14 protein-coding genes are annotated in these 26,398 nt (G+C 65.6%); 4 read left to right on the forward strand and 10 right to left on the reverse strand.

Going from position 1 to position 26,398, the window contains the following annotated elements; translation table 11 throughout:
* The first annotated feature begins 245 nt into the window (after nt 1-245).
* Genes GO606_RS17020 through GO606_RS17030 form a run of 3 tightly spaced genes read left to right on the forward strand, consistent with a single transcriptional unit; the run spans nt 246 to nt 9,150 of the window.
* The gene (locus GO606_RS17020) at nt 246-6,410 is read left to right on the forward strand and encodes a DEAD/DEAH box helicase (RefSeq protein ID WP_169119270.1); all 6,165 of its coding nucleotides are present in this window, start codon (nt 246-248) and stop codon (nt 6,408-6,410) included.
* The gene (locus GO606_RS17025; RefSeq protein WP_169119271.1) at nt 6,410-8,143 is read left to right on the forward strand and encodes an NERD domain-containing protein; all 1,734 of its coding nucleotides are present in this window, start codon (nt 6,410-6,412) and stop codon (nt 8,141-8,143) included. Before GO606_RS17020 ends, GO606_RS17025 begins: the two co-directional genes overlap by 1 nt.
* On the forward strand, nt 8,140-9,150 hold the full coding sequence (locus tag GO606_RS17030) for a hypothetical protein (RefSeq protein WP_169119272.1): 1,011 nt from the start codon (nt 8,140-8,142) through the stop codon (nt 9,148-9,150). The genes GO606_RS17025 and GO606_RS17030 overlap by 4 nt, the downstream gene beginning before the upstream one ends.
* On the opposite strand, the gene GO606_RS17035 is transcribed toward GO606_RS17030, so the two are convergent.
* The 10 genes from GO606_RS17035 to GO606_RS17080 all read right to left on the reverse strand — a co-directional run bounded on the left by GO606_RS17035 (nt 9,143) and on the right by GO606_RS17080 (nt 23,516).
* On the reverse strand, nt 9,143-12,229 hold the full coding sequence (locus GO606_RS17035; protein ID WP_169119273.1) for a DEAD/DEAH box helicase: 3,087 nt from the start codon (nt 12,227-12,229) through the stop codon (nt 9,143-9,145). The two genes, GO606_RS17030 and GO606_RS17035, sit on opposite strands and share 8 nt — an antisense overlap.
* On the reverse strand, nt 12,226-15,213 hold the full coding sequence (locus tag GO606_RS17040) for a hypothetical protein (RefSeq protein ID WP_169119274.1): 2,988 nt from the start codon (nt 15,211-15,213) through the stop codon (nt 12,226-12,228). Before GO606_RS17040 ends, GO606_RS17035 begins: the two co-directional genes overlap by 4 nt.
* Nucleotides 15,210-16,199, reverse strand: coding sequence for a hypothetical protein (locus GO606_RS17045; RefSeq protein WP_169119275.1), 990 nt, complete (start codon nt 16,197-16,199; stop codon nt 15,210-15,212). The genes GO606_RS17040 and GO606_RS17045 overlap by 4 nt, the downstream gene beginning before the upstream one ends.
* An 83-nt stretch (nt 16,200-16,282) precedes the next feature.
* The gene (locus GO606_RS17050; RefSeq protein ID WP_169119276.1) at nt 16,283-18,334 is read right to left on the reverse strand and encodes a Druantia anti-phage system protein DruA; all 2,052 of its coding nucleotides are present in this window, start codon (nt 18,332-18,334) and stop codon (nt 16,283-16,285) included.
* A gap of 3 nt (nt 18,335-18,337) precedes the next feature.
* Nucleotides 18,338-19,894, reverse strand: a complete 1,557-nt coding sequence (locus tag GO606_RS17055) for an ATP-binding protein (RefSeq protein WP_169119277.1) — start codon at nt 19,892-19,894, stop codon at nt 18,338-18,340.
* Complete coding sequence (locus tag GO606_RS17060; RefSeq protein WP_211166712.1) at nt 19,891-20,106, reverse strand: helix-turn-helix domain-containing protein; 216 nt, start codon at nt 20,104-20,106, stop codon at nt 19,891-19,893. Before GO606_RS17060 ends, GO606_RS17055 begins: the two co-directional genes overlap by 4 nt.
* Nucleotides 20,107-20,216: 110 nt before the next feature.
* Complete coding sequence (locus tag GO606_RS17065; RefSeq protein WP_169119279.1) at nt 20,217-20,567, reverse strand: hypothetical protein; 351 nt, start codon at nt 20,565-20,567, stop codon at nt 20,217-20,219.
* A 98-nt stretch (nt 20,568-20,665) separates the two neighbouring features.
* On the reverse strand, nt 20,666-21,310 hold the full coding sequence (locus GO606_RS17070; RefSeq protein ID WP_169119280.1) for a hypothetical protein: 645 nt from the start codon (nt 21,308-21,310) through the stop codon (nt 20,666-20,668).
* Nucleotides 21,311-22,303: 993 nt separating this feature from the next.
* On the reverse strand, nt 22,304-23,086 hold the full coding sequence (locus tag GO606_RS17075) for a hypothetical protein (protein WP_169119281.1): 783 nt from the start codon (nt 23,084-23,086) through the stop codon (nt 22,304-22,306).
* Entirely contained in the window at nt 23,037-23,516 is a 480-nt protein-coding gene (locus GO606_RS17080) for a DUF3577 domain-containing protein (protein WP_169119282.1), read from the reverse strand. Before GO606_RS17080 ends, GO606_RS17075 begins: the two co-directional genes overlap by 50 nt.
* A 984-nt stretch (nt 23,517-24,500) precedes the next feature.
* Between GO606_RS17080 and GO606_RS17085 the strand changes: the two genes are divergently transcribed.
* Complete coding sequence (locus GO606_RS17085; RefSeq protein ID WP_169119283.1) at nt 24,501-25,475, forward strand: replication protein RepA; 975 nt, start codon at nt 24,501-24,503, stop codon at nt 25,473-25,475.
* Nucleotides 25,476-26,398: the final 923 nt, after the last annotated feature.

Below are 26,398 nucleotides of genomic sequence, written 5' to 3' on the forward strand. Positions count from 1 at the left end.
GAGCGTCTGACGCATATCCAGGACGTCGCCACGAGAATCTATCCGAAGGTCTCAGTTGCACCGAGTGAGACGTTTCTGCATCACCCCGTAAATTTGATCACGGCCGCGGGTGCCGGATTAATGCATGCTATTCGGATCTATGGGCTCCATGTCTTGGTGCTGACCAGGGCAGTCTAAGTTCGCGCGACCTCGGCGCAAGAGGGTGCGCGCTATGTCCGTCGGATCGAAAATTTCAGGAGAGCGCCATGTATGTGGAGCTAGATCAATACGCCGCAGCGCTGCGCACCTACATCACCTCGACCTACCATGTCTCTCACCCGGCGCTGGTCGACCTACGTGATGACCTACTGGTCCGCCGGGGCGCGATCGCGCAGACGCCGTATATTGAGAGCACCGCTCGGTACGCGGCATCTCGCCAGTACGCGACCCTTTCGATCCCGCATGAGGTTAAGGAACTGCTCATATGCCTCGGCAAGCGCGGGGTGGTGTTCGACCCGCCGTACGACCACCAGGCCGACGCGCTGGAGTTGGCACTAGCGCCGTCGCACCGAGACCTCGTCGTTACGACCGGCACCGGGTCAGGTAAGACTGAGACCTTTCTCCTCCCGATACTAGGTCGACTCGCGGCGGAGGCGGCGACCCGCCCGTCATTCTCGACGCGTGCCGTGCGCGCGCTGCTGCTGTATCCCATGAACGCGCTAGTCAACGACCAACTTGGCCGCCTCCGAGTGCTCTTCGGTGGCAACGAGGTCTCGCGGTGGTTCACCGATCGCGCCGGGCGGCCGATGAAGTTCGCCCGCTACACCGGCCGCACCCTCTACCCGGGGCGCCGGAGGGACGACACGGCAGCGCACTGGTCCAGGTTGAAGCAGCCGATCGAGTTCTTCACAAAACTCGAAGACCGCGCCGCGTTGGAGCCAGCGACCCGCGACCTCATCGCGGAACTCCGGCGCCGTGGCAAGTGGCCCTCCAAACCGTCGTCCAGCCCCGACAAGGAGGACGGGGTCAGCGGGTGGCTCGGTAAAGGCAAGTGGAAGGATAGCCAGGGCAACTGGGTCCGCACCGTGGAGCGCAACGAGGACCCCGAGTTGTTCCTGCGGCACGAAGCGCAGGAGGGTGTGCCCGACCTTCTGGTCACCAACTACTCGATGCTGGAGTACATGCTCCTGCGGCCGATCGAGCGTGACATCTTCCGGACAACCGCCGCGTACTACAAGGACAACCCTGACCAGCGGCTGCTCCTCATCCTCGACGAGGCGCATCTCTACCGTGGCGCCCAGGGGACGGAGGTGGCGATGCTCATCCGGCGCCTCCGCAACAGGCTCGAGCTCCCGCTGGAGCAACTACAGGTGATCTGCACGAGCGCGTCGTTCTCGAACCCGGACGCGGCGAAGCGCTTTGCGGCCGATCTCGCGGGAAAGCCCGAGGGTGCGTTCGATGTCCTCACCGGCACGAAGCGAGCCGCCAAACCGTCGGGCGCGGGAGACGCCGCCGTCGCAGAGGCGTTCGCTGGGGTGGACCTTGGCCGTGTCCACGAGGGAGATCTGACATCGCGTCTTGCGGCGGTGCTCCCGGCCCTCCGCTTGGCGGACTCGAGCGCGACCGTCGAGTCGCTGCTGAGTGACTATCCTGCCACGGACCGTGCAGATTCCGTGGGGCGCGCGCTGCACGCGATGCTCAGCCAACTCCCCGTCGCGGGACGGTTGGTCAACCTCACGAGCGGGGCGACCGCCGAAGAGGACGACGAGCGCGATCCTGCAGGCGTTGGCCCCGCGCAGGACGCCTCCGCGCTCGCGTCGCGACTCTTCCCGGACGTCGCACCGGAGTTGGCCCGTGCGGCGACGAACAGCCTCGTCGAACTCGCGTCACTCGCGAAGGAGAAAGACGACAGTGCGCCCCTCCTAGCGGCGCGGGCGCACGCGTTCTTCCGTGGGCTGCCGGGGCTCTGGGCGTGCTCGGATCCCCATTGCTCGTGCGTCCCCGAGGAGCGCCGCGAGAACTGGGGGGCAAATCTGCCGCCGACGGGTGCGCTCTATGCCCAGCCGCGCAGGACCTGCGACTGCGGCGCGCGTGTCTTCGAGGTACAGACGTGCCGTTCCTGCGGGGCCGCGTTCTTCAAGGCGTACTCGTTCGACCCTGACGCGCCCGACTATCTTTGGGCTGAGGACGTTGGCGAGGTTGATGACGTCGACGGCGTGGTCCAGCCAGTGTTCCTCGCGCTTGAGGAGCCGCCCGCCGGATCTGGAACGCGCTTCGAGTACTTGGACCCGATCTCTGGCCGCGTCGGCTCGGGGAGCAAGGCAGCGAGAGAGATCTGGCTCCCGGCCGTCGGTCAGAAGGACACTCCGCCAGGAGAGTTCCACAGTTGCCCCCGCTGCAGTTCGCCGGGCAAGTACATCATGGACCACGTGACGAAGGGCGATGAGCCCTTCCAGGAGATTGTTTCATCGCAGTTGCTTGAGCAGCCTCCGCGATCTGGCGTAGCCACGCCGCTGAAGGGGCGCAAGGCGCTGATCTTCTCAGACGGACGGCAGGCTGCGTCGCGGCTCGCGGGCAAACTCCAGCAATATTCGATGCGCGACGCGGTACGCCCGCTCATCCTCGACGGTCTGGCGGAATTGGAGCGCAGGTTCGGAGCACCTGTGACGCTGGTGCATTCGTATGCTGCGCTCCTCACGGGCTGCGCGCTCCGCGGGGTCACGCTACGACCGGCGCAGGCACATCTCTTCGAGGAGGACCTGCAACTCTTCAAGGAATTGCTCGGGAGCGTTCCTGCCGTCACCGAGAAGGCGCTCTTCGAGCGCTCTGCTGAGTTGAACACGCAGCGCACAAACAAGGCGCTGATGCTCGCGCTTTATCCCGTACTCAAGGACCCACACACGGGCCTGAGCGCACTTGGGCTCGGGGCCATCCAAGCTCTGCTGGATCAAGCCGATCTGGCGGCGCTGAACAAATTGCCCGCGCCTCCAGGTCCGGCTGACATGTCCGACGAGCAGCGGCGCCTCGCGTTGCTGGATCTCTGGGTATACGACGCGGTGCTCAGTCACGCGCTCTTCCTCCCGACGACACCGAGCGACTGGCTTGACGCGCCGACAGGAGCGAAGATCAACCGGACCAAGGCCACGTTCCCGACGTTTGCGCAAGGCATTGTGGGGACCAAGTGGTTCAATGCCAATCTGAAGTCGAGCGCCGCGAGCCCGACGCCCTGGGCGAGTTTCCTTACCAAGACGTTCGGCGCAAACCCGACCGCCAACGGCTTTATCCTCCGGGCCTCGAAGGTTCGGGTCGCAACTGATGGGGTCCAATGGCGTCGCTGCGACACCTGCACCACGGCGCAGCCCTATAACCCGCTTGCCGGTGACCGCTGCAGGGTCCGGCTCGGGCAGCGCGCGTGCGGCGGGACGACGCGTGCGCTCGACCCGTCGTGCGATCCGGTGTTCCGATCGCGCAAGGGGCACTTCCGTCGTTACACGGAGCGGCTGGAGGCGGAGCCCGGCTTCGCACCTCACCCGTACGTAGCGGCCGAGCACTCTGCTGCGCTCAACGACAGCAGCAACAGCGCCGCCGTCGCGAGGGCTGAGTGGCACGAGATGCGCTTCCAGGATCTTGACGTCGAGGGGCCGGAGGGGCGAAAAGACGGGCCGATCGATGTCCTCTCCTGCACGACCACGATGGAGGTCGGTATCGACATCGGTAGCCTCACCGCGGTGGCGTTGAGAAATGTGCCGCCTGGCCGCGCGAACTATCAACAACGGGCTGGGCGGGCCGGACGCCGAGGCTCTGCGCTGTCAACCGTCGTCACCTACTGCGGCGCCGACAGCCACGACCAAGAATTCTACTCGAGTCCAGCGGCGATGGTGAGCGGGCCAGTGCCCGACCCAGCCCTCAACCTCGACAACGTCGAGATTGTGAGGCGCCACTGCTTCGCCCTCGTGATGAGCATGTTCCAGATGGACGCTATCGCGGACCCCCACGACGACAGCGTGAGCGCCAATGTGTTCGAGAGCCTCGGAATGCTCCGCGACTTTCGCCAGGGAAACGCTTCGGGCTTCTCGTACGGCGGACTCGAGCGGTGGCTTGAAGAGCACGCTGTGGCTGTTCATGGTGCGTTGAGCGAGGTGGTCCCTGCCCCAGTCCTGGCGGTGGAGTCCACCTTCATAGATTCTCTCCCTGCGCGGCTACTCTCCGCCCTGCGTGAAGTCGGCGCTGGCCCAGTGGAGGGGACGGACGTGGAGGCAGCGCTGTCGCCGGCCGTCGACGAACTCGTCGCTGAAGGCGGCGGTGAAGAGGCAGCCGCCGCGCGAGGCGGGCTAATGATGGACTGGGGAGACGCGATCGACTTCGACGCGCCGAGTACGCCGGACGTCGGTGAGGCGGCCAACGGCACCAAAGAAGAGCGAGCGGAGGAAGCACCTGAAGGTGGGCTCGCCCCGGAGAAGTTGCTCGACCGACTCTTCGATCGTGGTGTACTCCCAAGGTACGCCTTCCCCACCGATGTGGTGACCTTCCACGTGTTCGACCGGAACGCGAGTACTGAGCGGAAGGCTGTGATCCGATACTCACCGCAACTCGGGCTGAACCAGGCGCTGTCGAGTTACGCGCCTGGGCGTGAGGTGTGGGTAAACGGAGAGCGCCACTACTCGTTTGCGATCTGGACGCCGTTCAACCGCCGCGACTGTTGGCAGGCGTGGTTCGGCATGAAGGTCTACTTTGAGTGCGACCACTGTGGATACGCGCGCGTCGAGCAGCGGAGCGACGAGCACTACGTCGGCCAGGTATTGGACTGTCCTGCTTGCGGCACCGCGGGTTCTCTCGGAGTCGGCACCCGCTGGTTCCGGCCCCCCGGGTTCGCTCACCCGGTCGAACTCGACGCAGAACTCCCGCTCGAGGACAGCCCCAGCCCCACTCGCCCGACCCGCGCGAAACTCAGCGCTCCTTTCACGGACAGCGGCCCGCCTGCATCGGCAGCACAAGCGGCGAACGGAGCGGGGTACGAGGTTTGGACCGCGAAGCAGCGACTTGTGCTGACCAACACCGGTTCGCGGGACCAGATGAAGCCTGGGTTCCTCTACTGTCCTCGTTGCGGCCGCGCCGAGCCGAACGGCTGGGAGGCCGGCAAGTTCCGACAGGGCGGCCACCCGCGTCCCAACCCCGATCACCATCCGCACGGCGCGAGTTGCAACGGCACCCCGTCGATCGTCGTCCTCGGAAACGAGTTCGTGACGGACATCGCGCTGTTTCGGTTCCAACTCGGCGGAGCGGTCACGCTCCCTCCGGGTTCCACGGTCGCCAAGATCGTCCTGACGACGGTAGCAGAGGCCCTGGCGTCCGCGGCTACCAAACTGCTCGACATTGAGGAGTCGGACATCGGCGCAGAGTTTCGGGTCGCGATGACGAGCGGTGGTCGCACTGGGCGCCACGTTGAGGTGTACCTGTACGATCTTACGCCCGGAGGCGCCGGGTTCGTGCGGGCGGCGGCCTATAACCCTAGGCGTCTCTTCGAGTCCGCGCTCGAGCGGCTCGAGTCATGCAGTTGCACCCACGCCTGCTACGAGTGCCTGCGCAGTTACAAGAACAAGTGGGACCACAAGTACCTTGACCGCAAGTTGGGCGCCGCCTTCATCCGCCACGTCGTCTTCGGTGAGCGCCCGACAATCGCGGCGGAGGATGACCGTCGCCTGTTGCGCGCGCTCCAGGTCGACCTCGAGGAGGCTGGATACGACGTCATCGCGCTCGATGGCGCCCTTAAACTCCCTAGTTTCGCCAATCGCGTGGTCGCGCTTGGACACCCGATGACGCGCGGAGAGGCGGGGTCAGCATGCGGACGAACGCGGGTCACGGAGAGCGGGCTGCATGTCGTCATCGATCAGTTGTTGGTCGACCGGGCGCTCCCCGCGGCGGTGAAGATGGCGGCGGGGGCGTTGGCGTCCGAGAACACCGGGCTCTCGCTCCCGTCCTTTCTGCCGGAGGCAGTAGGTGGCTGCCCGGTGGTGGACCCGTCTGCGCTGGGGGGCGAGTCTCCACCTGAGCCGCTGGCGTACGTCGAGATTCCCGACGCGCTTGCGGGCGCCTTCGTCGTCCGCCTCTCGCGACAAACGCTTGAGCGGATGGGCAAGGGGGAACTCGGGATGGACGCCTGGGTGGTGTTCACGCCCTGCCCCCCCTCCGACTTCGCGGTCGGGAAGGATCGAATCCCTCGGCTCCTCGTTAGCAAGACTGTCGCGTTTAACGCGACGAACGCGAGGTGGACCTTCGGCCTCCCCTCTCTTCGCGGCGACAAGGTTCACATCCTGTACTTCTCGCACGTCGCGCCGCGCTCGGAGGCTCCACGCGCTGACGATGTAGTCGTCGTCGGCCGCGCGTTCGGCGTCTTCGTCGGTGGTCAGTTCCAGCGTCTGGGAGGTGCCTGATGGCGCGCATACTCCCGGACGTTGACCCGGCTCAGCTTGAACATACATCGGAGGAGCCCGTTTACATCGCACTGCGAGATCAGTTGGGCGTCGACTATTTTGTGCTGCACTCCTATCCGTGGCTCCGACCGTGGCGGGAGGACGCGCTGGCGGAAGGTGAGGCTGACTTCGTCGTGGTCCACCCCGAACGAGGCGTCCTCGTGCTCGAGGTGAAGGGCGGCGAAGTGCAACATGATGGATATCGGTGGTTTCGAGACAGCGCGAGCGGCCGGAAGGAGTTCAAGGACCCATTCAAGCAGGCGCAGCGGAACATGCACGCGCTCCTCGAAATCATCCGAGAACGGTCAGGCGGAAAGGTCCGCAGAGAGGATCTCGCTCACGGCTACGCCGTCGTGTTTCCCCACCTGGACTACACCGGCGCACCGCCACCCCACGCGGACAAGGCGATCATCATCTCGCGCCGCCACCTCGCTGCAATGGAGCATGCGATCGAGACGGCGTACGCGGCGTGGACGTGCGGCGGGCGGCGGCTAAGCGCCGAGCAATATCGAACGCTCCTCAACGACTGCCTCATGCCGAAGTTCCGGCTGTTTCGGCCGGTGGGGCCCGATATTTCCAAGGCATCAGATCGCCTCCTTGAACTGACGGAGACGCAGGCGCAGGTATTCGAGGGGCTCTATGTTCAGGACCGCGTCCTTGTCGAGGGCGTCGCCGGCTCTGGTAAGACGTTCCTCGCCTTGCACCGCGCGTTGGCGTTCGCGCGCGAGGGCAAGCGAACGCTCTTTGTCTGCTACAACAAGGAACTGGCCACATGGCTCCGGGGGCAGGTGGAGTCGGATCCGACGACCGCCGCCTTCCGTGAGCGCATCGTTGTGAAGCACTTTCACGCCCTCGCGGCCGAACTTGCCGCCGATGCGGGGATTGCCTTCGAACCTGCCGCGGGGGGACCCAAGACCGACGCATTCTGGAACGACGAGGTTCCCGACCTGATGGAGCAGGCCGTCCTCAGTCTCGACCTGGAGGGGTGCGCGACATCCTTCGACTCCATCGTTGTGGACGAAGCACAGGACTTCTGTCTCGGCTGGTGGTACGCGCTGACGCAGTCGCTGTTGTCCCGCCCTGACGGACCGCTTTACGCGTTCCTGGACCCGAACCAGTCTCTCCGTGGACAGGTGCAGTGGCCCGAGGTCGAATTTGCTGCTCGGTTCAAACTCACCATCAACTGCCGTAACACCCGCAAGATCGCAGTTGCGAGCGCCTCTGTGCTCGCGCTCACCGCGCACATCTTCCCTCGAGCGCCAGTCGGCGGCGCACTCCGCGTGCTACGCGCCGGGTCTGAACGTCAGCAGAAGGGCCTCATCCTTCAAGAACTCCGTTCGTTGCTCGGGCGTGAAGACGTAGCCCCCAATCAGATCGCGGTGATCGGCCCTGCCGCCAAAGAGAATGGGAGCCTCGCCGACCTAGCGGATGTCGATGGTGTCCCGCTCGTCATTTCCGCAGAGGAGTGGCGTCTTGGCGGCGGTGTCCTTGTTACGACAGCGCGATCGTTCAAGGGGCTAGAGGCAGACGTTGTGCTCCTCTATGACCTGGGTGGCTTCAGTCGCCTCTTTCGACGCGAGGACCTCTACGTCTCCTGCACCCGCGCGAAGGTGCTGTTGATCGCCATCGTCCACGGCGACGAGTGCCGGGAGGCCATCGTCACGGCCCAGGCCGCGGCGGAGGCGGAGCAATGACTGTTGAGACGCTCACAAGGGCCGAGTTCGCACGCGAACTCGGCTATGTCGATTTGAACGGTAATCCGAGCGCTCGAGCTATCGCACAACTTCTACGGGACGCGATGGGCCGGTGGGGGCTTAGCCCGCGGAGGGCGCTGTTGAGACATGCCCGAGAGCAGCTTCGAGCAGGCGATGTGCCCGTCGACAGAGTACCGGAGGTGCTGGAACGGCTCGTGGCGCTTGGCGAGTGCGCAGAGGTGGCGATCGGGCATGAGTTGTTCATCGCGCCAGCGGAGCCTCGCTGGATCGCGGTGGGAGGCGGGAGCGCGGTGTTGCTGGGGACTCTGGCGGTGCCGGCGGTTCTCTCCCCGGTAGCCGCGCTCCCACCCGACGACGTAGCCGTCCGGGTCACTCTCGATAGCGAGGAGGCGGCGGCGACCCTCGACGCGGTAGGGTGGCGGCAGGTGTCATTAGAGGAATGGCTCCACCCCCCCGGCTTCCTCCGGCACGTCGCGCGCCGGGAGGGGGACGCGGTGCGTGGTGATCAGTGGGACCTCGCGCGATTCTGGGAGCGTCTCGTCTCGGCGATCATCGAGGAAGGGCTTCTGCTCGGCCCGGACGCGGAACTCCGCGCGGTTGTAGGCGCTGCGGGGAGTTTCTTCGGCCGTCACACTGCCGCCGGCGTCGAGGGCCGCTGGGGAGAACAGCCTCCAAACGGGGTGTGGTGCGCTTACCGCAGGGGGCACGGAGACGACAGATGGTTGCCCACGCTTGTCTCGGTTGACGGAGACGAGCGCAGGGCACTCGATCTCTTCGATGACGATGAGTGGCGGTGGGCTCTCCTTGCAAGGTCGAAGGCGGTCGGCACTGCCGAGGTCGCCCAACGTGCACACGGTGAAGTGCGCGTAACCTGGCCGCTGCCCGCTCAGTTCCAAGCGGCAATGAACATCATCGGGGTGCCCTCTGGACCGTGGCGCTGGCAGGCCGCTGAGGATGCCCCGGATCTATGGTCACTACTTAGGTAGGCACCCGTGCATGGATGATGGCGCGAAGCAACTCGTGAGGGCGCAGCGCGCCGAGCGCTTCCTCGGTAGCGAGGAGCCACGCCTCTCGCTCCCGCCAATAGACTTCGGTCATCCTCGCTACATCGAAGGCCGCGTCGCAGAGGTTCTCCGCGCGGGTAATCTGCGCTCGGTTTCCGCGCTCCGCCGCGTCGGCGAGCGCAGCCTCGGCTCGTGCCAACTCCCGTTCCGCGAGCTCGGCCGCGTCTCTCGCCTCCTCGACGATAACGCGCGCGCGTGCTCTCAGTGCGGCACGGAGCACTGGCAGGTATGGGCTCCAGACGTCCTTGCCAGAAAGATCGCTCGACCGCAGGCGCGCCAGTTCGCGCTCTGCGTCAGCGATTCCTGCGGGGTCGGTCGCTGGCATCGCGCGGGGGAGCCCCTCGCGGCCGTGCGCGGTCGGGTCCACCAGCGCCGCGACGACGTCCGCCGGTACGGCTTGCCAGCCTTGGGCCGTGCGCATGTGCGCGGTGGTCTCCGCGGTCGCGGTCAGGATTGCCCGCAGCCAGCGTACGTCAGCCTCAATCGAACATACGGCCGCGCTCGTGAACGGAGCCACCAAGTTCTGGAGTTGCTCCACCGGCGAGCGTGTGACAGCGCCCGCGACCGCGTGGATGGTCTCCTCTAGCACACGCTCCGGTGCGAGCACCTCGGCCGGGTCCAAGAACGTCATCCGAAGCAAGAACCAACCAGGCTCAACGTACCTCCACAAGGCGTGATCATTGAAGTACATCACCCCAAGTGCACAAGACTCCGCTAGCGGCTGAGCCCAACGGTCGACAAGTTCGTCATGGAGCGCGTTGCCAAAGTTTGCGAACCGTAGCTGTCGCCGGACACGCTCGCCCTCAAGCGTCAGCGTGACCTCGAGTCGCGGCGGGTTCCCAATATCGCCGCGCCGCGTGATGAACGCGTGAGCGTGCTTCGGGCTCCTCGCGTGCGCCGGATCCTCGCCGAAATTGAACACGACCTTCGCCGTCACCGGTCTGTGTCCGTACATCTCGCGCTCACCAAACCGGTACCAGAGCGTGCGAAAGCGGGTCCCCGACTCGGGATCAGTGTTCCATCGCACGTGATAGTCCCCCGCCTTTGCGAGCAACTTGAAAATCGGCTCGACGCACCGGTCCCACGCCTTGGGCCCGGTGGCCGCGTGCTCCTTGAGATCACAGAGGACCGGGCCGACTGGGGCCATCGAGGCCAGCCGCGCTCGCTGCGCGGTCGCCCAACTGACGTCCCACGGGAGGTATCGCCGCAAGGCGGAATCCAGTTCCTGCACCGCGTCCTCCGCGGCCATCGCCTCGGTGCGGTCTTCCAAGTCCCGCCAGTTCACAATGTCAGGGCGTAGCGCCGCGTCCTCGATGAGTTGCGCCACCTCCCCGAGGTGAGCGCCGTCCAGGTTCACGCTGCGCTCGAACACGTGGAACCGTTGCAGCACGGTCACGACCTTCTCGTCCACGAGGCCATGCTGTGCGATGGTGTAGACGTCTATGGTGTGGGCCTCCTCCTTGTCGGAAAACGCAGCGATGTTGCCGATCCGGTCAAGTCGCCCAATCCATTGTTCAACCTCCTCGGGCCGCCAGGGGACGCTGTAAAGGACCAGCACACGGGCGCACTGGAGGTTCAGACCGACCTGCGCAGCCTCCGGCGCGAACAGGACCTGGGCCTCACCGCGCGTGAACGCCTCGAGGTTCTCGCTCGTCTCATTGCCGAATCCGCCTAGATCGTCGACAGCGTCGGTGGCCATCCCCTGTCGCACCCGCGCAGCGACTAGGGGAATGCGCGAGTCGAGGGGTCCAATCTCGGGTAGCCGAGCCTGGACTAACTCGAAGAGATAGTCGACCGTGAGGTTATCCTGCGCGGCAACCAGGACTCGTTCGCCCAACGAGCGCGCCCAGATCGTCGCGAGCAGATCGACCAGCGCGTCGAGGCGGGAGTCGCCATTGCTCCGGTGAACGAGCGGCTTGACCTGCTCGAGGAGTTCATCTCGCTCGTGACCTCTTCGTCGGAAGAAGTCGACACGCTGTTCTAGGGACGGAGGACTAAGGATGACCCGCTTGGCGAGGAGGATCGGATCGAACCGCGTGCTGAGATTATTGAGGTGCGCGAAGTAGCGCCACATCAGCGCCTGGCGGTCGGCCTCGGCCCCAAGCGGCTCCACGACGATTGCGTGGTGCCGTCGCCGCGGTAGGACGCCGCTGTAGTCGACGCGGCGTGTTCGGATCACGCGGCGATAGGCGCACAGCGCCATGGCTGTGGCCACGTAGTCATCGGCGCTTGCGGCTACTGCCGCGTCGCGATCCCGCGCTAGCAGCGCGTCGACTACCTCCCGCGCGGCCCATTCAGGCCAGCGCGAAAGTTCATCCGTGGCGGCGAGGCTGTGCTCACGTGCGGCGCCCGTCTGGGACACCACCCAGCGCGCGCGGGCGGTGCGCTCGGGCTCCAGCAGGGCGAAGAGCTGTGCGTGGCGCTCGGGGCGCTGAAACGACGGCGTCGCGGTCAGGATGAGGACGTGGTCAAATTCTGCAGAGACGCGGACGATCCGATCTTGGAGGTCGGCGCGCAGCCTGTGCAATTCGTCAACGATGAGGACTTGGTATTGTGTGGGGTCGATGTCTCCGAGCGCCAGGAGCGGCTCTCCATCCGAGCCCTTCTTCCGCAACTGCTCCTCCCAGGCGAGCCGGACGTACTGCCCCTCGCCGGGCGTGTGCGTCTCGAACGGCGCCGTGTGTGCGCGGGTCATCAACTCGTCGCGCCACTGATGGACCAGCCGGTCAGGGACCACGATCAACGCGCGGAGATCGCGACGCTGCCGGCGCAGCGCGTTGAGGATCATGAGCGCCTGGACGGTCTTCCCCAGACCCACCTCGTCCGCCAGCAGATGTCGGACACGCACGTCCGTAAGCACTCGGAGGACGTTCGCCACCTGGTGCGTGTAGATCGAGCCAGCCACCCCGAGCGCGGGCGCGAGGGGAGTCCTGACCTCCTCTACGCGCCGGCGAAGCGCCTGGAGATGCACGCACATGTCGGCGTACGCGTTGCGGCTCATGTTGCCCCTCGACGAGCGTCCCTGGCCTTGACCGCCAGATATCGCGTCGCTCGCGCGACCGCGCGCTCCGCCAGGAGGGTGTCTAGCGAACTGCGCCAGTCAGCGGTCAACGCCAGTTCTGGCTCTACCCATAAGGCGTAGATTGCCCTCAGCGTGTCCCGTGAGGGAGGTGTCCCTGCAAGCGCCGTCCGGGAGGACCTGGACCAGTCGGCGAGTTCATCCGCGACCTCGTCCACCGTTAGATCCCCAACGTCGAGTCTCATTAGGTGCTGCGCGGAGTTCGAGGGGAGGAGCATCGCCGCGAGCGCGCGCAACTCGATCGCCTCCCGGGATCGCCCGAGCGCCTGATCCCATAGGGCCGGATCATCGCCTGGGTCCGCTTCGTCCAACTGGTCAGCCAACTCCTCATCGCCGCGGGCACGGTATATCGCAGCGAGCGCTGAGTATGCGCTCGCGAAGGCCCGATCGAGCGCCTCATAGTCGTCAGGGCCGAGTTCCGACGGCGGCCCGACCCGAGACCACAGCCCGGGCATCGAGCGCCGGATCTCGTCAATCGCGAGGCGCCTGACCTTGACCTCCTGCGCGTCGGTAAGCGTGAGGTACGAGTCGTGCCCGAGCCCGAGTTCGCCGCACGCTCGGTCGAGGAGCGCCCAGGAGTTCCGAGGGGGCAGCGTCTCCTCTGCCCGCGCCCACTCCGCTCCGCAACAGAGCTCAGTCACCCATGCGTCGAGGAGCATGCTCACCTGACCACGGCGGAGGTCGCCGACCGCGCTGCGTGTCTCGGCGAGAGCCCAGCGGAGGTATGCCTCTACGAGGTCCTCAAGGCCGACGCTCAAGCCCGCGCCGCGCCGTCGTCGCGCGAGGCCGGGTTTTCTGACTGAGGGCAACGCCAACTGCACGCGGGCGGGCGCAAGGCAGAGGGATGTGAACGGCGCCGCCGCGCCGAACTCAGCCTGATCCAACCCGACGGGCGCGAGCAGGTGCGCATCGTCACCAGGCGGTCGCTCTGCCGGCGCACGGACAGGGTCATTTGCACATATGACCCCAAACTGGAGGGCCCCCACCTCGCTGAGCAGCGTCGTGCCTGCGCGGAAGTCCCACCAGCACGGCCGCAACGTTTGCTCCAGCCCCCACGACGCGACCGCGAGGTGCCCGACGCGCGCTCGCAGGGTCGCCGTGCCGGAACTGGAAACGACTTCCCTGACATCCTCTGCGAGGAGCTTACGGAGAATCGGATGCTCCGCAGAGACCGTCTGTGGGAGCGGCTCGAGCGCGCCGGTGGCGCTAAACCGCCTGCCAGCCGCCTCGAGTTCCACCGACAGTTGCAGTCCGCCGAGCGGCGCGAAGCTATCTACGACAAAGCAGAGGCGTCCTGCGAGGAGAGCGCCAACAGTCCGCTCCTCCGAGCGCAGTGCGACCCGGACCGCAGCGAGGGGGGGCGGTACCGACTCGACGCCGCGGAATGGGTAGCCACGGGAGTCGGAGCCGCTGGAGACCTCGAGCAGTTGCTCCCCACCTCCGACGACAACCCTCACCACCTCGGACGCGCCCATGACCGAGGTGTGCCCGTTGAGGTCGATCCTGAGCGTGGCTTCATCAGAGAGTCGGCGCTGCACGAGCACGCGATGCTCGCCTGTAACGAACGCCGGGATAGCGTCCTCCCGTCTGACTGGAGGTGGCCCTGCGAACCGCACGGACACCCCGAACCGCACTTTGTAGCCGAGGTGTGCGAGTGCCTGCGCGCCAACGTCGCGCTCGGGATCGACCTCCAGGCAGCATAGCGGCCCCAACTCGCCGACGACTGGCAGACCGCTGGGCCCCGCGCCCCGTTGGTGGAGCAACCAGTACCTGCGATACCCCGTGACATCGCTGCCTCGGACCTGGCGCGCGACCTCACCGTCGGCGCTCACCGCGAAGAGCAGGGGTGGGGCAAGCCGCAGTTGAAAGCTGTGCAGGAGCGCGAGGTCCGGCGGCTCGAGCCCCTCCAGGTGGATGTCGGGGAAGAGGGGAGTGTCCGGCGCTGGCAACGCCGCAAACTTCAGCGCGAAGGGGAGGCCCGACAGCAACTGGTCGCTCGGCACGCGCGTGGTTACCCCCCAGAGCCGCGGCGCGAAGCGCCTCCGCCGAAGGGACACGCGGAGGCGGGCGGCGGTGCCAGGGTCCAGCGGCGGGAACACCGCCTCCAGCATCAACGCGCTGTTTGCGCGCCGCAGTTGGAGCGTGCCCCGGATCTCAGCCACGGTCGGTACAAAGAGCGCCCCCTCAACTGCTCGCGAGGCGCGCTGGATGCTTCGGGCGATGGCCACACCTCGACGGGCGACGTCGTCGGCCTCGAGATCGTCGGACAACCTCTCAATGATCTCGGCGCTGAATTCCCCGTCGCGCTGGCCGAGCAGGCACCGCGTGAGCGACACGACCAGGTCGATGTCCCCGAGCAGCGTGGCGAATCGCGCGCTCGGGAACGGCGCCGCGGCGCAAATCGCGTGGTAGAGCGTGCCGTCATCTGCTTCGGCGACACTCACGCGGAGGTTCGCGAGTGTCATCGCGAACGGCCGATGGAACTCAACCGGCAGGAGCGCGTGCGTGATCGGCCACGCGATGAGGTGAAACGCGTGTGCCCAGGCCGTGGCTGGCGGGCGAGCGCCCCTGATCCGCCCCGTGGCGTGCTCGAAGAGGTCCTTGATCCGCTGGCGGCTCGGCGCTGGGAGTTCAACCTGCAACTCGTCCTCGAGCAGAGGCCAGAAGTCGGTGCCCGAACCGCGGTAGCGATACCCCACCTCTGTCGCGGCGACGAGCAGCGGGAGATCATTCTGGTCCCACCAGCCGCTCTCGATGGGGTTAGATCGCACGCTCGCGCGTACGCCGCCTTGCAACTCGTCGAGTTCATCAGCGCTCAGCCCGTGCTCCACGAGGAACACTGAGCCTCGGCGCGCGTCACGCAGTTCGCTGAAGCGTTCACGGAGGTGACGCTGGATGTCCATCATGATGCCCCCGCGGCGGCGACGGCCGCTCGGTCAGCGGCGGCATTGAGGCTACAACGCGACGCGAGCGCGCGCGGGCAGCGATTACAGGATGCGGGCGCATCGTGGCAGCAATCTGCTTCGTTCGCGCGGCGGTTGCTCTCGCTCATGAACATGTAGAGCGCCTGCTGGACGAGGCGCGGGTTGTATCGACGCACGCCGGGGTGGAGATCGTCAAGGTGGATACGTGCAGCGAGCGATTGGATGAACGCCCTCCGCGCGCGGTAGGTCATTGGCCCGCGGTAGTCGATCGCCTTGAGGAAGAGGTCGACGTTGCTGTCGACGACAACAAAGTGATTGGTGTCCACGCCGTCGGCCCACGGCGCCAGTTCCCCGGACAGATCTCGGTTCGTGAGGGCCGAGAGATACATCGCGGCGATCTTCTCGCTGATGCGCCAGGCGCGCGAGATGGCTCCCTCAAGCGCGAGGGCTCGCGCATGCGGGTCCGCTGTCTGCTCCCATATGCGAGTACGCAGGCTGGGTAAGTCCGCGACGCCCTGCGCGCTGAGCATCAGGGTCGCCGAGGTCGGCATCTTCCCGAAGTGCCCGTAACGCTTGAGCAACTCCGTGTGGCGCTTCAAGTGACACGTTGACGTGGGACGCTGGCTGCAGACGCCTCGCTTCGTCTCCGGACACTTCCCGAGGTCACACTGATTGAGGAGCGCGTCGAGCGTGCGCGCGAGTTCGCAGTTGTCATTTGCGAGGCTGAGCAGCCGGGTCGCGTCAGTCAACTCGAGCGCGTCTCCATGGGCGATCCCGCGGAGCACGCGCATGATCTGGACATCCGATCGCCGCTGGAACATGGCCATTGTGACCAAAAGCCGGAACAGCGCGTCGGGCGAGCCCGCCGCCAGCGCCGCGCGATCGATGGCGAAATGGCCGACGCGATCGCGTCGGCAGAACATGGCGGCGACGCCGACGTCCCCCGCGGTCCCGTAGTACGAGCGCATGTACCACGCGGTGACGCTACGGGTGGCCGCGTACTGACGGCGAGTAGGCCTTTGACCTTCGTCAGCCACCAATCCCCCCTCGCTCAGTACACCAGATCATCGAAGAGCGTCGGCTGAACCTCCTCAGCCGCGGGCGGCCGCACGCACGCGCCGTGCAGGAGATACCTGCCGTCCCGCACGGACGTGTGTCGCGCGACCTCGTCGAGGACGTCGTCCGACTCGATGCGGCGAGAGAGCCACCGCTCCATCCACCAAGCGGAGATCGCCTCAGTGCCGGCCCTTGGATCGTCCAGCGTGAAGATGTAGTCAGGCACCCCGTCCATCCCGAGCAGGTACTCGCGGAGGTTACGCGCGAGTGCGACCCCATAGACGATCCGCGCGCGACCGTGCTGCAGCAGAGCGTCGGTCGGGAGGTTCAACTGGTCGAGCCCGTCTCGGAGTTTCCTGAGCTTCGGGCTCACCCCCTCGCCGAAGATGCTGTTGACGCGCTGCCCGTTGCTGGACTGCTGGACCAGCTTCACCAAGGCATCGACGGTGCTCGTCGTGAAGTGGGACGTGCCGAAGGCCTCCGACCTCCCGATCTCGACGTATTCGAGGCGCTCGCCAGGGCGCCCGCCGAGCCGCTCCGCGGACATCCGGAGCCTGTTGTACTGGCTCGAGCCGATGCCATAGAGCGAGGTGGTCCCGAGGAACACCAACTCCGAGGGGCGGACGATCGGGCGCCCCGCCATCGATGACGCGATCTCGCTCTCTTGCTCCAGATACTTCCGCTGGTAGGCGTCGACGACCTCTGGGCTCGCCGCGAGCATCGACACCAGCTTGCCTCCGAGGAGCGGGCTGTAGGGCGCTACCGCACCGCACACAGTGATGTCCGCCATCGCGATGCCTACCCGGTCCGCCCTTGCCTTGCGGAGCACCTTCTTGACCATCCGCACACCGTCTGAGTTGGCAAGGAGCCGGCGAACCGCCTCGACGCTTGGGGAGCCACTGAGGTACCGCTGCAGCACCATCCTTGAGCGCAGCATGTCGGCGAGCGTGAGCGCGCGCTTGCTCTTGTAGAGGTGTGATTCGGCGCGGGCGCGCCAGTGTTCCGTGCTGTCGCCGCTCCGCTCACGCCGGAGGTCACGCTTCATCTCCGGTGAGTTGGCGAAGCGGTGGTGCTTCTCGCGCTGGTCCTCACCGTAAGCAATCAGCCTGTCGATCACCTCCACGCTTGGTGCGTGTAGGTCCCGGGCGGTGAGCAACTCCTCAGCGTAGAGATCAGCGACGAAGAGTTCACCGATCGCGGTGTCGATCGTCTTGTTCAGCCACACGCCGAGTTTGGCTGACGGGGACTCCGTCACGAAGTCCATGAACGCCTCGGGATGCCACCCGAGCCAGGCGTCCCGCTCTCGGATCTGCACGATGGGGCTCCCAAGTGCGCCGATCCCGATGACAGGGTGGTTGGATTGCGACCTGTCTCGCACGAGGAAGGCCATCGTGCGCCCAGGTGTGCTCACGTACTGATTCGTCCACGTGTGTCGAAAGTAGCGCCAGATGTCCTGCAGCCGGAGGCGCGTGTGCTCGCAGCGCTCGTCACCCTCGACGAACTGCAGGTACGGATCGATAACCCACCTGAGCGCGGCGGGGCGTTCCTCGCTTGGCAGCGCGCGTGCTTTCCGCAACGACGCGGCGAGTTCCCGCCCATCCCGAAGCAGGCTGTAGACGGACAACTGCTGCCCCCTTGGGCTCACCACGCTCTCGATGAACTTCCTAGTCGCCGGCTCGCGGAGTTGCTCATTCCGCTTCACGAGTTCTTGGCTGCGGAGCCGCGCCTTCTCGCGACGAGGGTCGAGGCGCTCGCCCGCCGGGCGCTGGACCTCCACTTCGCCTGCGTCGGTCACCCGCACCAGCCACCGCTGCCGCGCGAGGTCGGTGAGCAGCGACAGCGCGGCTGTCAGCTTCGTAGACCGCTCCTCCTTCGGCACGTCGCCACGCGCGGCCTCCAACGCGCCTCCCATCGTGGCGTCATCGGCGTCCTGCTCGACCAGGACCGCGAGCCGCTGCGCGTGCTCCCGGAAGACGCACCGCGCAAGGCTCCGCTCCGCGAACGGAGGAGAGAGGACCACCCAGCTATTATGTGCCTGCCGACTCATCCATCACTCGTTCAGGAAGGTTGCCAGGGTGTCGCTCCAGTCGGCACGGAGTTGCTCCGCAACCTTCAACGCGTCCTTCCCCTCGATCAGCGCCTCGGCGCGCGCCGCGGCGAGGAGGAGCAGGTCGATGCTCGTCCGCAGGGCAACGTCGCGTTGGTCCTCCGACTCGAGCAGCGGCTTGTAGACGAGTTTGTAGAACGGGTGGTCGGGGTTGAGGACGAGCACGAGTTTCCCCTCGGCGCGCGCGTAGTTGAAGAAACACGTGTCGCTCAACGCCTTTGGGACGATTCGGTACTCTACGCCCTCGTCCTGCTCGCGCTCGGTGTGAGGCGGTCGGGTCAGTTCCTTCTGCAGCGACTCGAGGACCAACTTGTCGCGGGGCCGGGGCTTCGGCGGGAGCGGCGTGAGCAGGTCGTCCTTCTCGGTCGCGCGATCCTCCGAGGACGAAAAGCGCTCTGCGATCTTGACGCTGAAGTGGGCCTTGCGCGCGCGGCTGTTGAGCGCGCGCGCAGTGCTCTCCATGTCACCGGTGAGCGCCTCGATGAGGTGCGGCCGAGGGCGGATCTGCTGCTTCGTGTGGGTGATGCCGAACGCCTCATCGAGTACGGGATCGAACTGGATCTCGCAGCGCCACCAGTCGTCGTAGTTCTCGCGGCGCTTGCCGCCGAGGAAGAACCACCCGTAGTCGACCTCGCGGCCTCTCCGGACGATCGACACCCCAGCACCCTTCGCGATGCCTCGCTCACGCTTCTCATGGTTGCTGAGCCTCGACCACTCGGCGACCGGGAGTTCGGAGAACGTCACCCGGACGATGCCGGTTACGCTGTGGTCGCCGGAATTCACCGCGATCTCTCGCTCGAACGAGGCGTGCTCCGTGGCCCCCTTGAACAGTGCCTGAGGGTGGAGGAAGAGCGGGTCGATGGGTTGGACTGGGTCGCCGTTCACCGTGATGGTGACGCCGTCCCAAAGAAAGTGACGGAAGCGCAGCCCAAGCGAGAGCAGCAACTTCCGCGCGAGGGTCGAGATGCGGCGGTTATCGAGACGGTCGCAGCGCGACCAAGTCACCGCGGTGCCAGAGCCATAGCCGTTAATGAAACTGGGCTTGCTTACACCGCGCGGAACAGGGACCGCCGTCAGTTCTCCCGATGCGATCTCATCGAGATCCAGATAGGAGCAAAGCACCGGCCCGCCAGACGAACGCCAGGTGTGGACAGTCACGCGCTGCGCCTGGCTCAACGAACTGTTCGGTAGGCCCATTCCGTAGCGCCCCAGACCATCTCTGCGATTGAAGCGGGTGCTACCGCCGAATCGAAGAGCCGTCCGAAGCGTATGCTGGTCCATGCCGGAGCCGTTATCGATCGCGGTGAGGATGATCGGATACTGGCTGTCCTCATCGGAAGCAGAGATCGACAACTTAATGACAGTCGCCCCCGCCTGCAGCGAGTTGTCTACAAGTTCCGCGACAGCACTAGCCGTACCCTTATAGCCAGAATCACGAGTGGCATGGATGAACTTGTCGACCGCAACGATCGAGAAATCCTGTTCCTCTGAATTCTTCATTCGTCAACCTCCTGGTGATGCGCGCCCGTCTGGCCGTCGGCGTGTACTCGCTGCCTTTCGAGGTAAGCCTCAAGGTCCTCACACTTCACGCGGACCTGACCTCGATCACCTACCCTGAACCCAGCAAGATCTCCCCGGTTGACGAGGCGGCGGATCGTCCTCTCCGAGACTTGGAGCGCGTCAGCCACCTCCCGAAGCGTGAGGAGTTTCAAAACACACCTCCTGGCCAAATGTGGCCTCACCTGTGCATCACTGGCAAGAGGGTACTTCTAATCCCTGACTGATGTCCATGGCGCCTTGTAGGATTACGCTCGCACACCGGCTACGGACCGGAACGATGTCGAAAGCGGAGATCGAGGCATAGTTGCGCGAGGGAGCCCTGCTCTCGCCAAACGGCATCATTGAGTCGCTCGATTCTCATGCGGCCGATCGATGCGCCGACGGCCTCGCGCTGGGCCGGAAAGGGCTGGCGGGCGAGCCGATCCATCCGTGCATGCCGATGAGGATCGGGCTTACCGTCGTAGACCGGCGGGTTCTGGCGGCGGACGGCCTCGAGCAGGCTGTCTCCGAATCCGTCGACGAAGTGGGACAGCGCGAGGGTCGCGGGCGCCGGACGTGTGACGGCCGGCGCGAATTGAGCTTCCCGATCGAATTCCATCTGCCGGATGATCATGACGAAACTCCGGTCAGGCCCACTGGCCCGCCCCATACGGGGCGGAACCCGATGGGCGCGGTTGGAGAAAGGGGTGGCGATGCCAGCGCCGCGAAGCGCTACGCCCCGACGCGTCGCACCGGCAACAGGAGGAGTTGTTCGCCGGCGGCAAGCGCTGATTTCAGGCTTGAGTCATTCGGCATGCGGACCGAGTACGCGCCAGCGTCGAAGAACACCGACTGCTCGGTCAGCCGGTCGGAGAGCAACGTCGCCAGCTCGGCGAGAGCGTCATGGACGGCGTCGGCAGCAAAGAGCACCGGATGCGCCCCCTCCCCGTGATCGCCCCTTTCCACCAACCGGTCGGCCAGGTAAGTGAGGAGCACGGATGCCAGGGCAAAGAGGGCTTCCTGCCAGTCGATGTCGCCGTCGGCGCCGAGCGGAATCTCCATCTGCTCGGCGCCGGCCTCGGGAAGCAACTCGCACAAGCGATTCAGCACGCTCGCGAGCGCGTGGTTGAAGGTGGTTCGCAGCCGTTGGATGATGGCCCGGAACGCGTCCGGCTCCTCACGCGCGCGACATGCCAGCGGCCATATCACCTCCGACGTGGCGAGCGCGCCGGCATGACACATCAAGCGCGTACGCAGATAGTCTGAGCACTCGGCTCTCCATTGGGCTTGGGCGAGCGCGCAACGCGGCGGCTGAGTTCCGGCCGAAGCAAGCACATCGACTTCTCGCACGAGTACCCATATAAGATCATGATCCATGACAAGTCTCCTGAAATGATAGGTGGCTACGCGGGCAACGGAAGGAGATAGCCCGAAGGGATGACCCCCATCGGGTTGCATTGCGGAGAAAGGTCGGGCGGGCATAGCCACCCGTCAGCGAGGGCGCAAGGAGTTCCGCAGCAGAGGTGAAGCCGGGCCGCGCCCCGCTCTTCACTGAATGGTGACGACGGCCCCGAGACTGGACCGCGGGGTGAACTCAATGCCGCGGACCCCCGGCGCGGAGCGGTCGATGAGGATGACCCTCTCGTTCGCGGGGCCGTCGGCGTTCTCGCTCAACTCGGGCGGCACCACACTCGACCGCGGCGCCCTTGAGCGTCTGCAAGGCGCATGCTTCACAGCAGGGATCGAAGATACGCAGGTTGTCCCCCGCAATATCGAGGGCACCGATGATGGGTTCCCAGGTCGCCTGGTCGGTGGGAACGTACCCGTTCTTGATGACGTTGCGCGCGGGGCGCGGGAAGATCAGGGCCCTGAGGCCTCCGTGAGGAAATCGCGGTTGCATCGGGCGGCGCGGGCCGACGACGACCCGCGGGGGTGGAAAAAGGTGTCCCGGAGCGAACGCTCCTGCCTGTTGCAGGGACTGACAGGCTTGCCGGGACGGCATTCGCCGACCACAGGAATGCATGAACGGACTCCCAGAGGCGGCCTGATTGCAAGCTGACTCTGGGAACCCGCGGGTTCCGCTTTGAATGCGAGGTTGGACGATACCTTCGTCGCACCGGTCGGCCCGGCGGCAAACGCTGGACCTAAGTCGGACCGGTGCGAGACACCCCAATGGAAGGCGCGGGTGCCGATGCAAAGGGCACGCAGGCGAAGCTGCCCGCGCAAACGCCGCAACACATCGGGCGTGTTGCTGCCCAGTTATCGATCACGCCCCGACGGGCTTTCCGAACCCATCCCGCATTCGTTCGGCGGATTCGGAAAGCCCGCAAGCGGGCGGTGCGCGGCAGCGGCCGCCCGCGCGGGGAAGCATCAACGTTCGGCCTTGTCGGCCAGATAGGCCTGGTAGCGTTCCGATTCCTGCGGGTACCAGATCTGTTCCTCGGGAACGAAGGCGTAATCGAGATCGGATTTCAGGCGGTTTCGCTGTTCCCTGAAGCGCCAGCGGTCGTCAATGGCCGGATCGAGCTTCACCGGCTGTCGGGCGGCGACCAAGGCATGGAGTTGGTCGCCGAACAACTGCAGATCCGGCGATTCGAGTGATGCGGCAGACCGCTGCGCGTCCGTCGGGACCGCTTCGTCGCTCTCCGTCAGCCGGTCACCGACACGGCATGGGCCGTGGGCGCTCTGGATGCGCTTGATGAGCAAGGATCCTTCGACGGTAACGCTCATGAGTTCGACCTCCATGGGGTTGCGATCGGAGGTCTCCCCCTTCGGGACGACGCCCCGACGGGTGAAAGAAGTGAAGTTGAGTGGCTCAGCCCACGAGAAAAGAGGTCCGCCAACTTTCGTTGGCGGGCCCGGCTTCGACGACACGTCGGTTTTCCGGACCGGCGCGAGGGTGCTGACAGGCAAACCCCACGTGAGAAAGCCCCAGGCCGAAGGCCGTACCTGTTTCAGGGGCTGACAGGTCGCGCAGCGCACGTTTTTGCCGAAACGTGCAAAACGGTGGAAGCTCGGAAAGGCGCTTTCTCCAGCCCGTGGCTCGAGGAAGAGCCCGTCACTGCTGGGCTCTCGAAGTGGGACGGCGTAGCCGGGGCGAATCTCAACCCTGAGTACCGTTGCGTTGCTCCACCTGTTGAGGCGGACGCTCATAGCGCGTCTCGCCATCCACCTTGACATGCGTCACGAGGAAGAGACGCCCCTTGATGATCGCGCGCGCCTCCTGTTGCACCTGGCCGGTGGCCTTGTCCTTGACCTCGGCCGTGTAGGAATGGGGATAGATGTCCCCGATTTTGAACGCAACGAAGACCTTGCGGCCGGCCTCCACGTCCTGCTGCAGCGACTGCACCAGCTCGAGGCAGGCGTCATCGGTGACGCGCACGTCGAAATAGCTGTAGCACGGGTCCGTCGTGTCGCCGTGCAGCGCATTGATCGCGCACGCGAGAAACGGCTTGCCCTGACGACCTGCGCCCTTGCGCGGATTCACCCACCGGATGCGAGACAGATAGCCGCATCCCTGCGTGTGCAGATCGAAATACGCCTTCTCGGGAGGAGCGGCTTCGGAGTGAGCTGAATGGGACATGGTGATCTCCTGACGAAAAAATCGGGAGATCACACGCCCGGCATCGGGAAGTGAGATCTTCCCGATCGAGTGGGTGACGCTGACGAGACCCCGGGCCCGAAGGCCGTTCCGGTTACAGGGGCTGACCGGACGCTGCACAGCCGATTGGCTGGACATGACGAACATTCTTACGCCGCTGCAACGCCACCGTCAAGGGCCACAGCGCAAGGGGATGACTGGACGGCGAACCGGCGGCAGAGGCCCCGGCGGCGCTGGCTGGCGCAGCGAGGCGCGGCCCGAATCCGCCGCCAAGCTTCGGTCGCGCAAGGGCCGCTTGAAATGTCCGCCCCGATCATCGATAGTGCGGCATCCGATCGACCGGCGATCGACCGGCGATCGATCACGGCCCTCGCTCAGCCTCGTCGCCAGGCCCCCCGGGTCGCTTCACGCCGTGTTTCCCGCGCTGCCTCGCTCGACCACCCCTCGCTTTTCTCGGCCTGACATACCCTCATCGATCGGACGTCTCACGCGCCCCCCGCGCCATGCCTCCCGAGCCGATCCGACCGCCATACACCTTCGTGAACAGGACGGAGATGACTATGACGAACGTCGTGCACCTCAGCACCCACCCTGCCCGCCTGCGGCCAGGCGAGCTGGCGATCCACGCGGAGTACGGATGGGTGGAGATCGTCGGGCGCGCCGGAGCCCTGCGGAAAGTCCGGTGGCTCCGATGTGCCCCCTCTACCCCGACTGTCGTGCGCCCAGAGGAAGCGGATTCCGAGTTCCTTGCGTTCTGCGAGGACTGGGTGGAGGCCGACTCCTTGATCCTCGCCTCAAAGCGGATTCCGGGCCCCCCTTCCCGGCTCATGCGCATCCCACCGCCTCGCCCGGAAGCGCCGACCTGAAGCTTGCCCGAAAAGCGCTGTCGGGGCGCTTTTCGCAAAGAGATTCCGATCCGCTGCGGCGGCAAGGCCGGGGGTTGGAAGCCACTGGAGGAATCCGTCGATGTCCGCGACGAAATCGAGCCAGCTCACCCTGAATTTCAGAGCGGGGCAACCGATTCCCGGATGGGTGCGCGAAATCATCGACGCCCACCTCGCCATCGAGGCGGAGGACGCACAAAGCGCCGGGTCGCTGGGGTTCATGGCGCGCGCGCTTGTCATCGCCACGATGCCCTACAAGGATCCTAAATCAGATGTCTTCAAGCGCCAGAACGGGGACTTTCGTCTGCGTATCGTCGCGGGCTACGAAGGCGGCATCCCCTACGGCATCTATCCGCGCCTGCTCACGTCCTGGGTGTCGACCGAGGCCGTCCGAACCCGCTCACCGGTGATCCAGCTCGGCGACTGCCTGCACACCTTCGTCCGCGACGTGATGGACTTACGCAGCAACGGCGGCGGCCCGCGGGGCAGCGGCAGCAGGGTCGCCGAGCAGATGAAGCGGCTGTTCGGCTCGCTGATCACCGCGCACTACACCGGCACGCAGCAGCAGCGCGGCTTCGTGCTGCGAAACGTGCTCATTGCGGACGAGCTGCAACTCGACGATGCCGAGCTCACCGGCCTCTGGACGCCCCAGCACGCCGAAGAGGCCGGCCGATGGAAGTCCCAGGTGCGGCTCAGCAACGGCTTCTTCCGCGAATGCCTCGACAATCCCGTGCCGATCGACCTGCGCGCCTACAAGGCGTTGCGCGGCTCGCCTCTCGCCATGGACGTCTATACCTGGCTGACCTACCGGATGAGCTACACCCATCGCCGCACCCGCCCGATCCGGTGGGAAGCACTGATGATGCAGTTCGGGTCGGACTACGGGACGGAGACCGCCCAGGCGGTGCGCGACTTCAGGAAAGCCTTTCTCAAGGCCTTGAAGCTCGTCCTTGTCGTCTATTCGCAGGCCCGGATCGAGGTGGACGATGCAGGGGTCGTGCTGTTGCCGTCGCGCCCTCAATCGCTGCTGCCGCCGACTCAGCACGATCTCTTCTAGGGCGCTGAAGAACTCCGCCCGCCTCCCGCCAACCCCCGCTCGATTGCCCGACAGCGTCTCGCGCCGAAGAACTCCCGTCTGCGAACAGAGAAGAATTTCCCGCTTACTTCCCGTCGGACAAGCTGTGGATAAGCCTGTGGATAACACAAGTTATCCACGCTGAAGAACTCCCGCCTTGATTTTTCTTTTTAAACAGTTACTTATCTTCACTTCGGCGACTTATCCACGCTGAACAACTCCCGCCTCGACACCCCCTCTATATAAACGTATTTCCTGTATGTATACCTGTATTAGACTCGGCGCAGCCGTGGATAAGTCGCTTTCGGACGCGGCCGCGGCGATCAGAGGGCGGTCGGCGGTAGCGCAACGAGCGATGTCGATGATGATCCATCCTGGGCGGAAAGCCCCCTTCCCCACGCAGGCGAGGAGGGGCGGTCTAGGCGGCTCGTGACGTCCGCACGCGGCCGTCCCGACCTGGGCCGCAAGCGGCCCACCCTGCGGGCGCCAAGACCCGGACAAATCGGCCGCGCCCCGCAAGCGGGTCGCCGCCTCAGCCGGGTTTCTGTGGAAACCGCCCCCCGGGCGCTTTGCCAACGCTGACCGCCGGCATGTCGGTCTGCAATCTTCGAAGGCGGCAGGACTGCCGAAGGAATAAATCGCCGCCAAGACCCTTTACGCGGTCGCAGAGCGGTTTTTAAGAGGCACGACGACCCGTACTACCCAGGCGCCTCTTATTGGGCTCTGGAGGCGTTTTTCCCACGCCCACGGATCCCGGGCGCAGTACGGCGCCCCGGGCGTCACCGATCGAGCGCGTCGTACCCCACTCGCCGGTTCCGGTGGCCGCTCAGGTTTGAGGCATATCAACGTCGTTTTGATCCGCTGCGAGCCGCGCGCGTTACGCGTCGAGAACGCTGGCGATCCGG

This window comes from Aromatoleum anaerobium (assembly GCF_012910705.2).
In the GTDB taxonomy this organism is placed as follows: domain Bacteria; phylum Pseudomonadota; class Gammaproteobacteria; order Burkholderiales; family Rhodocyclaceae; genus Aromatoleum; species Aromatoleum anaerobium.

Bases quoted from the DNA above. Each gene is read 5' to 3' on its own strand.
- GO606_RS17020 (WP_169119270.1), top strand. From the start codon at position 246: ATGTATGTGGAGCTAGATCAATACGCCGCAGCGCTGCGCACCTACATC.
- GO606_RS17025 (WP_169119271.1), top strand. From the start codon at position 6,410: ATGGCGCGCATACTCCCGGACGTTGACCCGGCTCAGCTTGAACATACA.
- GO606_RS17030 (WP_169119272.1), top strand. From the start codon at position 8,140: ATGACTGTTGAGACGCTCACAAGGGCCGAGTTCGCACGCGAACTCGGC.
- GO606_RS17035 (WP_169119273.1), bottom strand. From the start codon at position 12,229: ATGAGCCGCAACGCGTACGCCGACATGTGCGTGCATCTCCAGGCGCTT.
- GO606_RS17040 (WP_169119274.1), bottom strand. From the start codon at position 15,213: ATGATGGACATCCAGCGTCACCTCCGTGAACGCTTCAGCGAACTGCGT.
- GO606_RS17045 (WP_169119275.1), bottom strand. From the start codon at position 16,199: ATGCGCTCGTACTACGGGACCGCGGGGGACGTCGGCGTCGCCGCCATG.
- GO606_RS17050 (WP_169119276.1), bottom strand. From the start codon at position 18,334: ATGAGTCGGCAGGCACATAATAGCTGGGTGGTCCTCTCTCCTCCGTTC.
- GO606_RS17055 (WP_169119277.1), bottom strand. From the start codon at position 19,894: ATGAAGAATTCAGAGGAACAGGATTTCTCGATCGTTGCGGTCGACAAG.
- GO606_RS17065 (WP_169119279.1), bottom strand. From the start codon at position 20,567: ATGATCATCCGGCAGATGGAATTCGATCGGGAAGCTCAATTCGCGCCG.
- GO606_RS17070 (WP_169119280.1), bottom strand. From the start codon at position 21,310: ATGGATCATGATCTTATATGGGTACTCGTGCGAGAAGTCGATGTGCTT.
- GO606_RS17075 (WP_169119281.1), bottom strand. From the start codon at position 23,086: ATGAGCGTCCGCCTCAACAGGTGGAGCAACGCAACGGTACTCAGGGTT.
- GO606_RS17080 (WP_169119282.1), bottom strand. From the start codon at position 23,516: ATGTCCCATTCAGCTCACTCCGAAGCCGCTCCTCCCGAGAAGGCGTAT.
- GO606_RS17085 (WP_169119283.1), top strand. From the start codon at position 24,501: ATGTCCGCGACGAAATCGAGCCAGCTCACCCTGAATTTCAGAGCGGGG.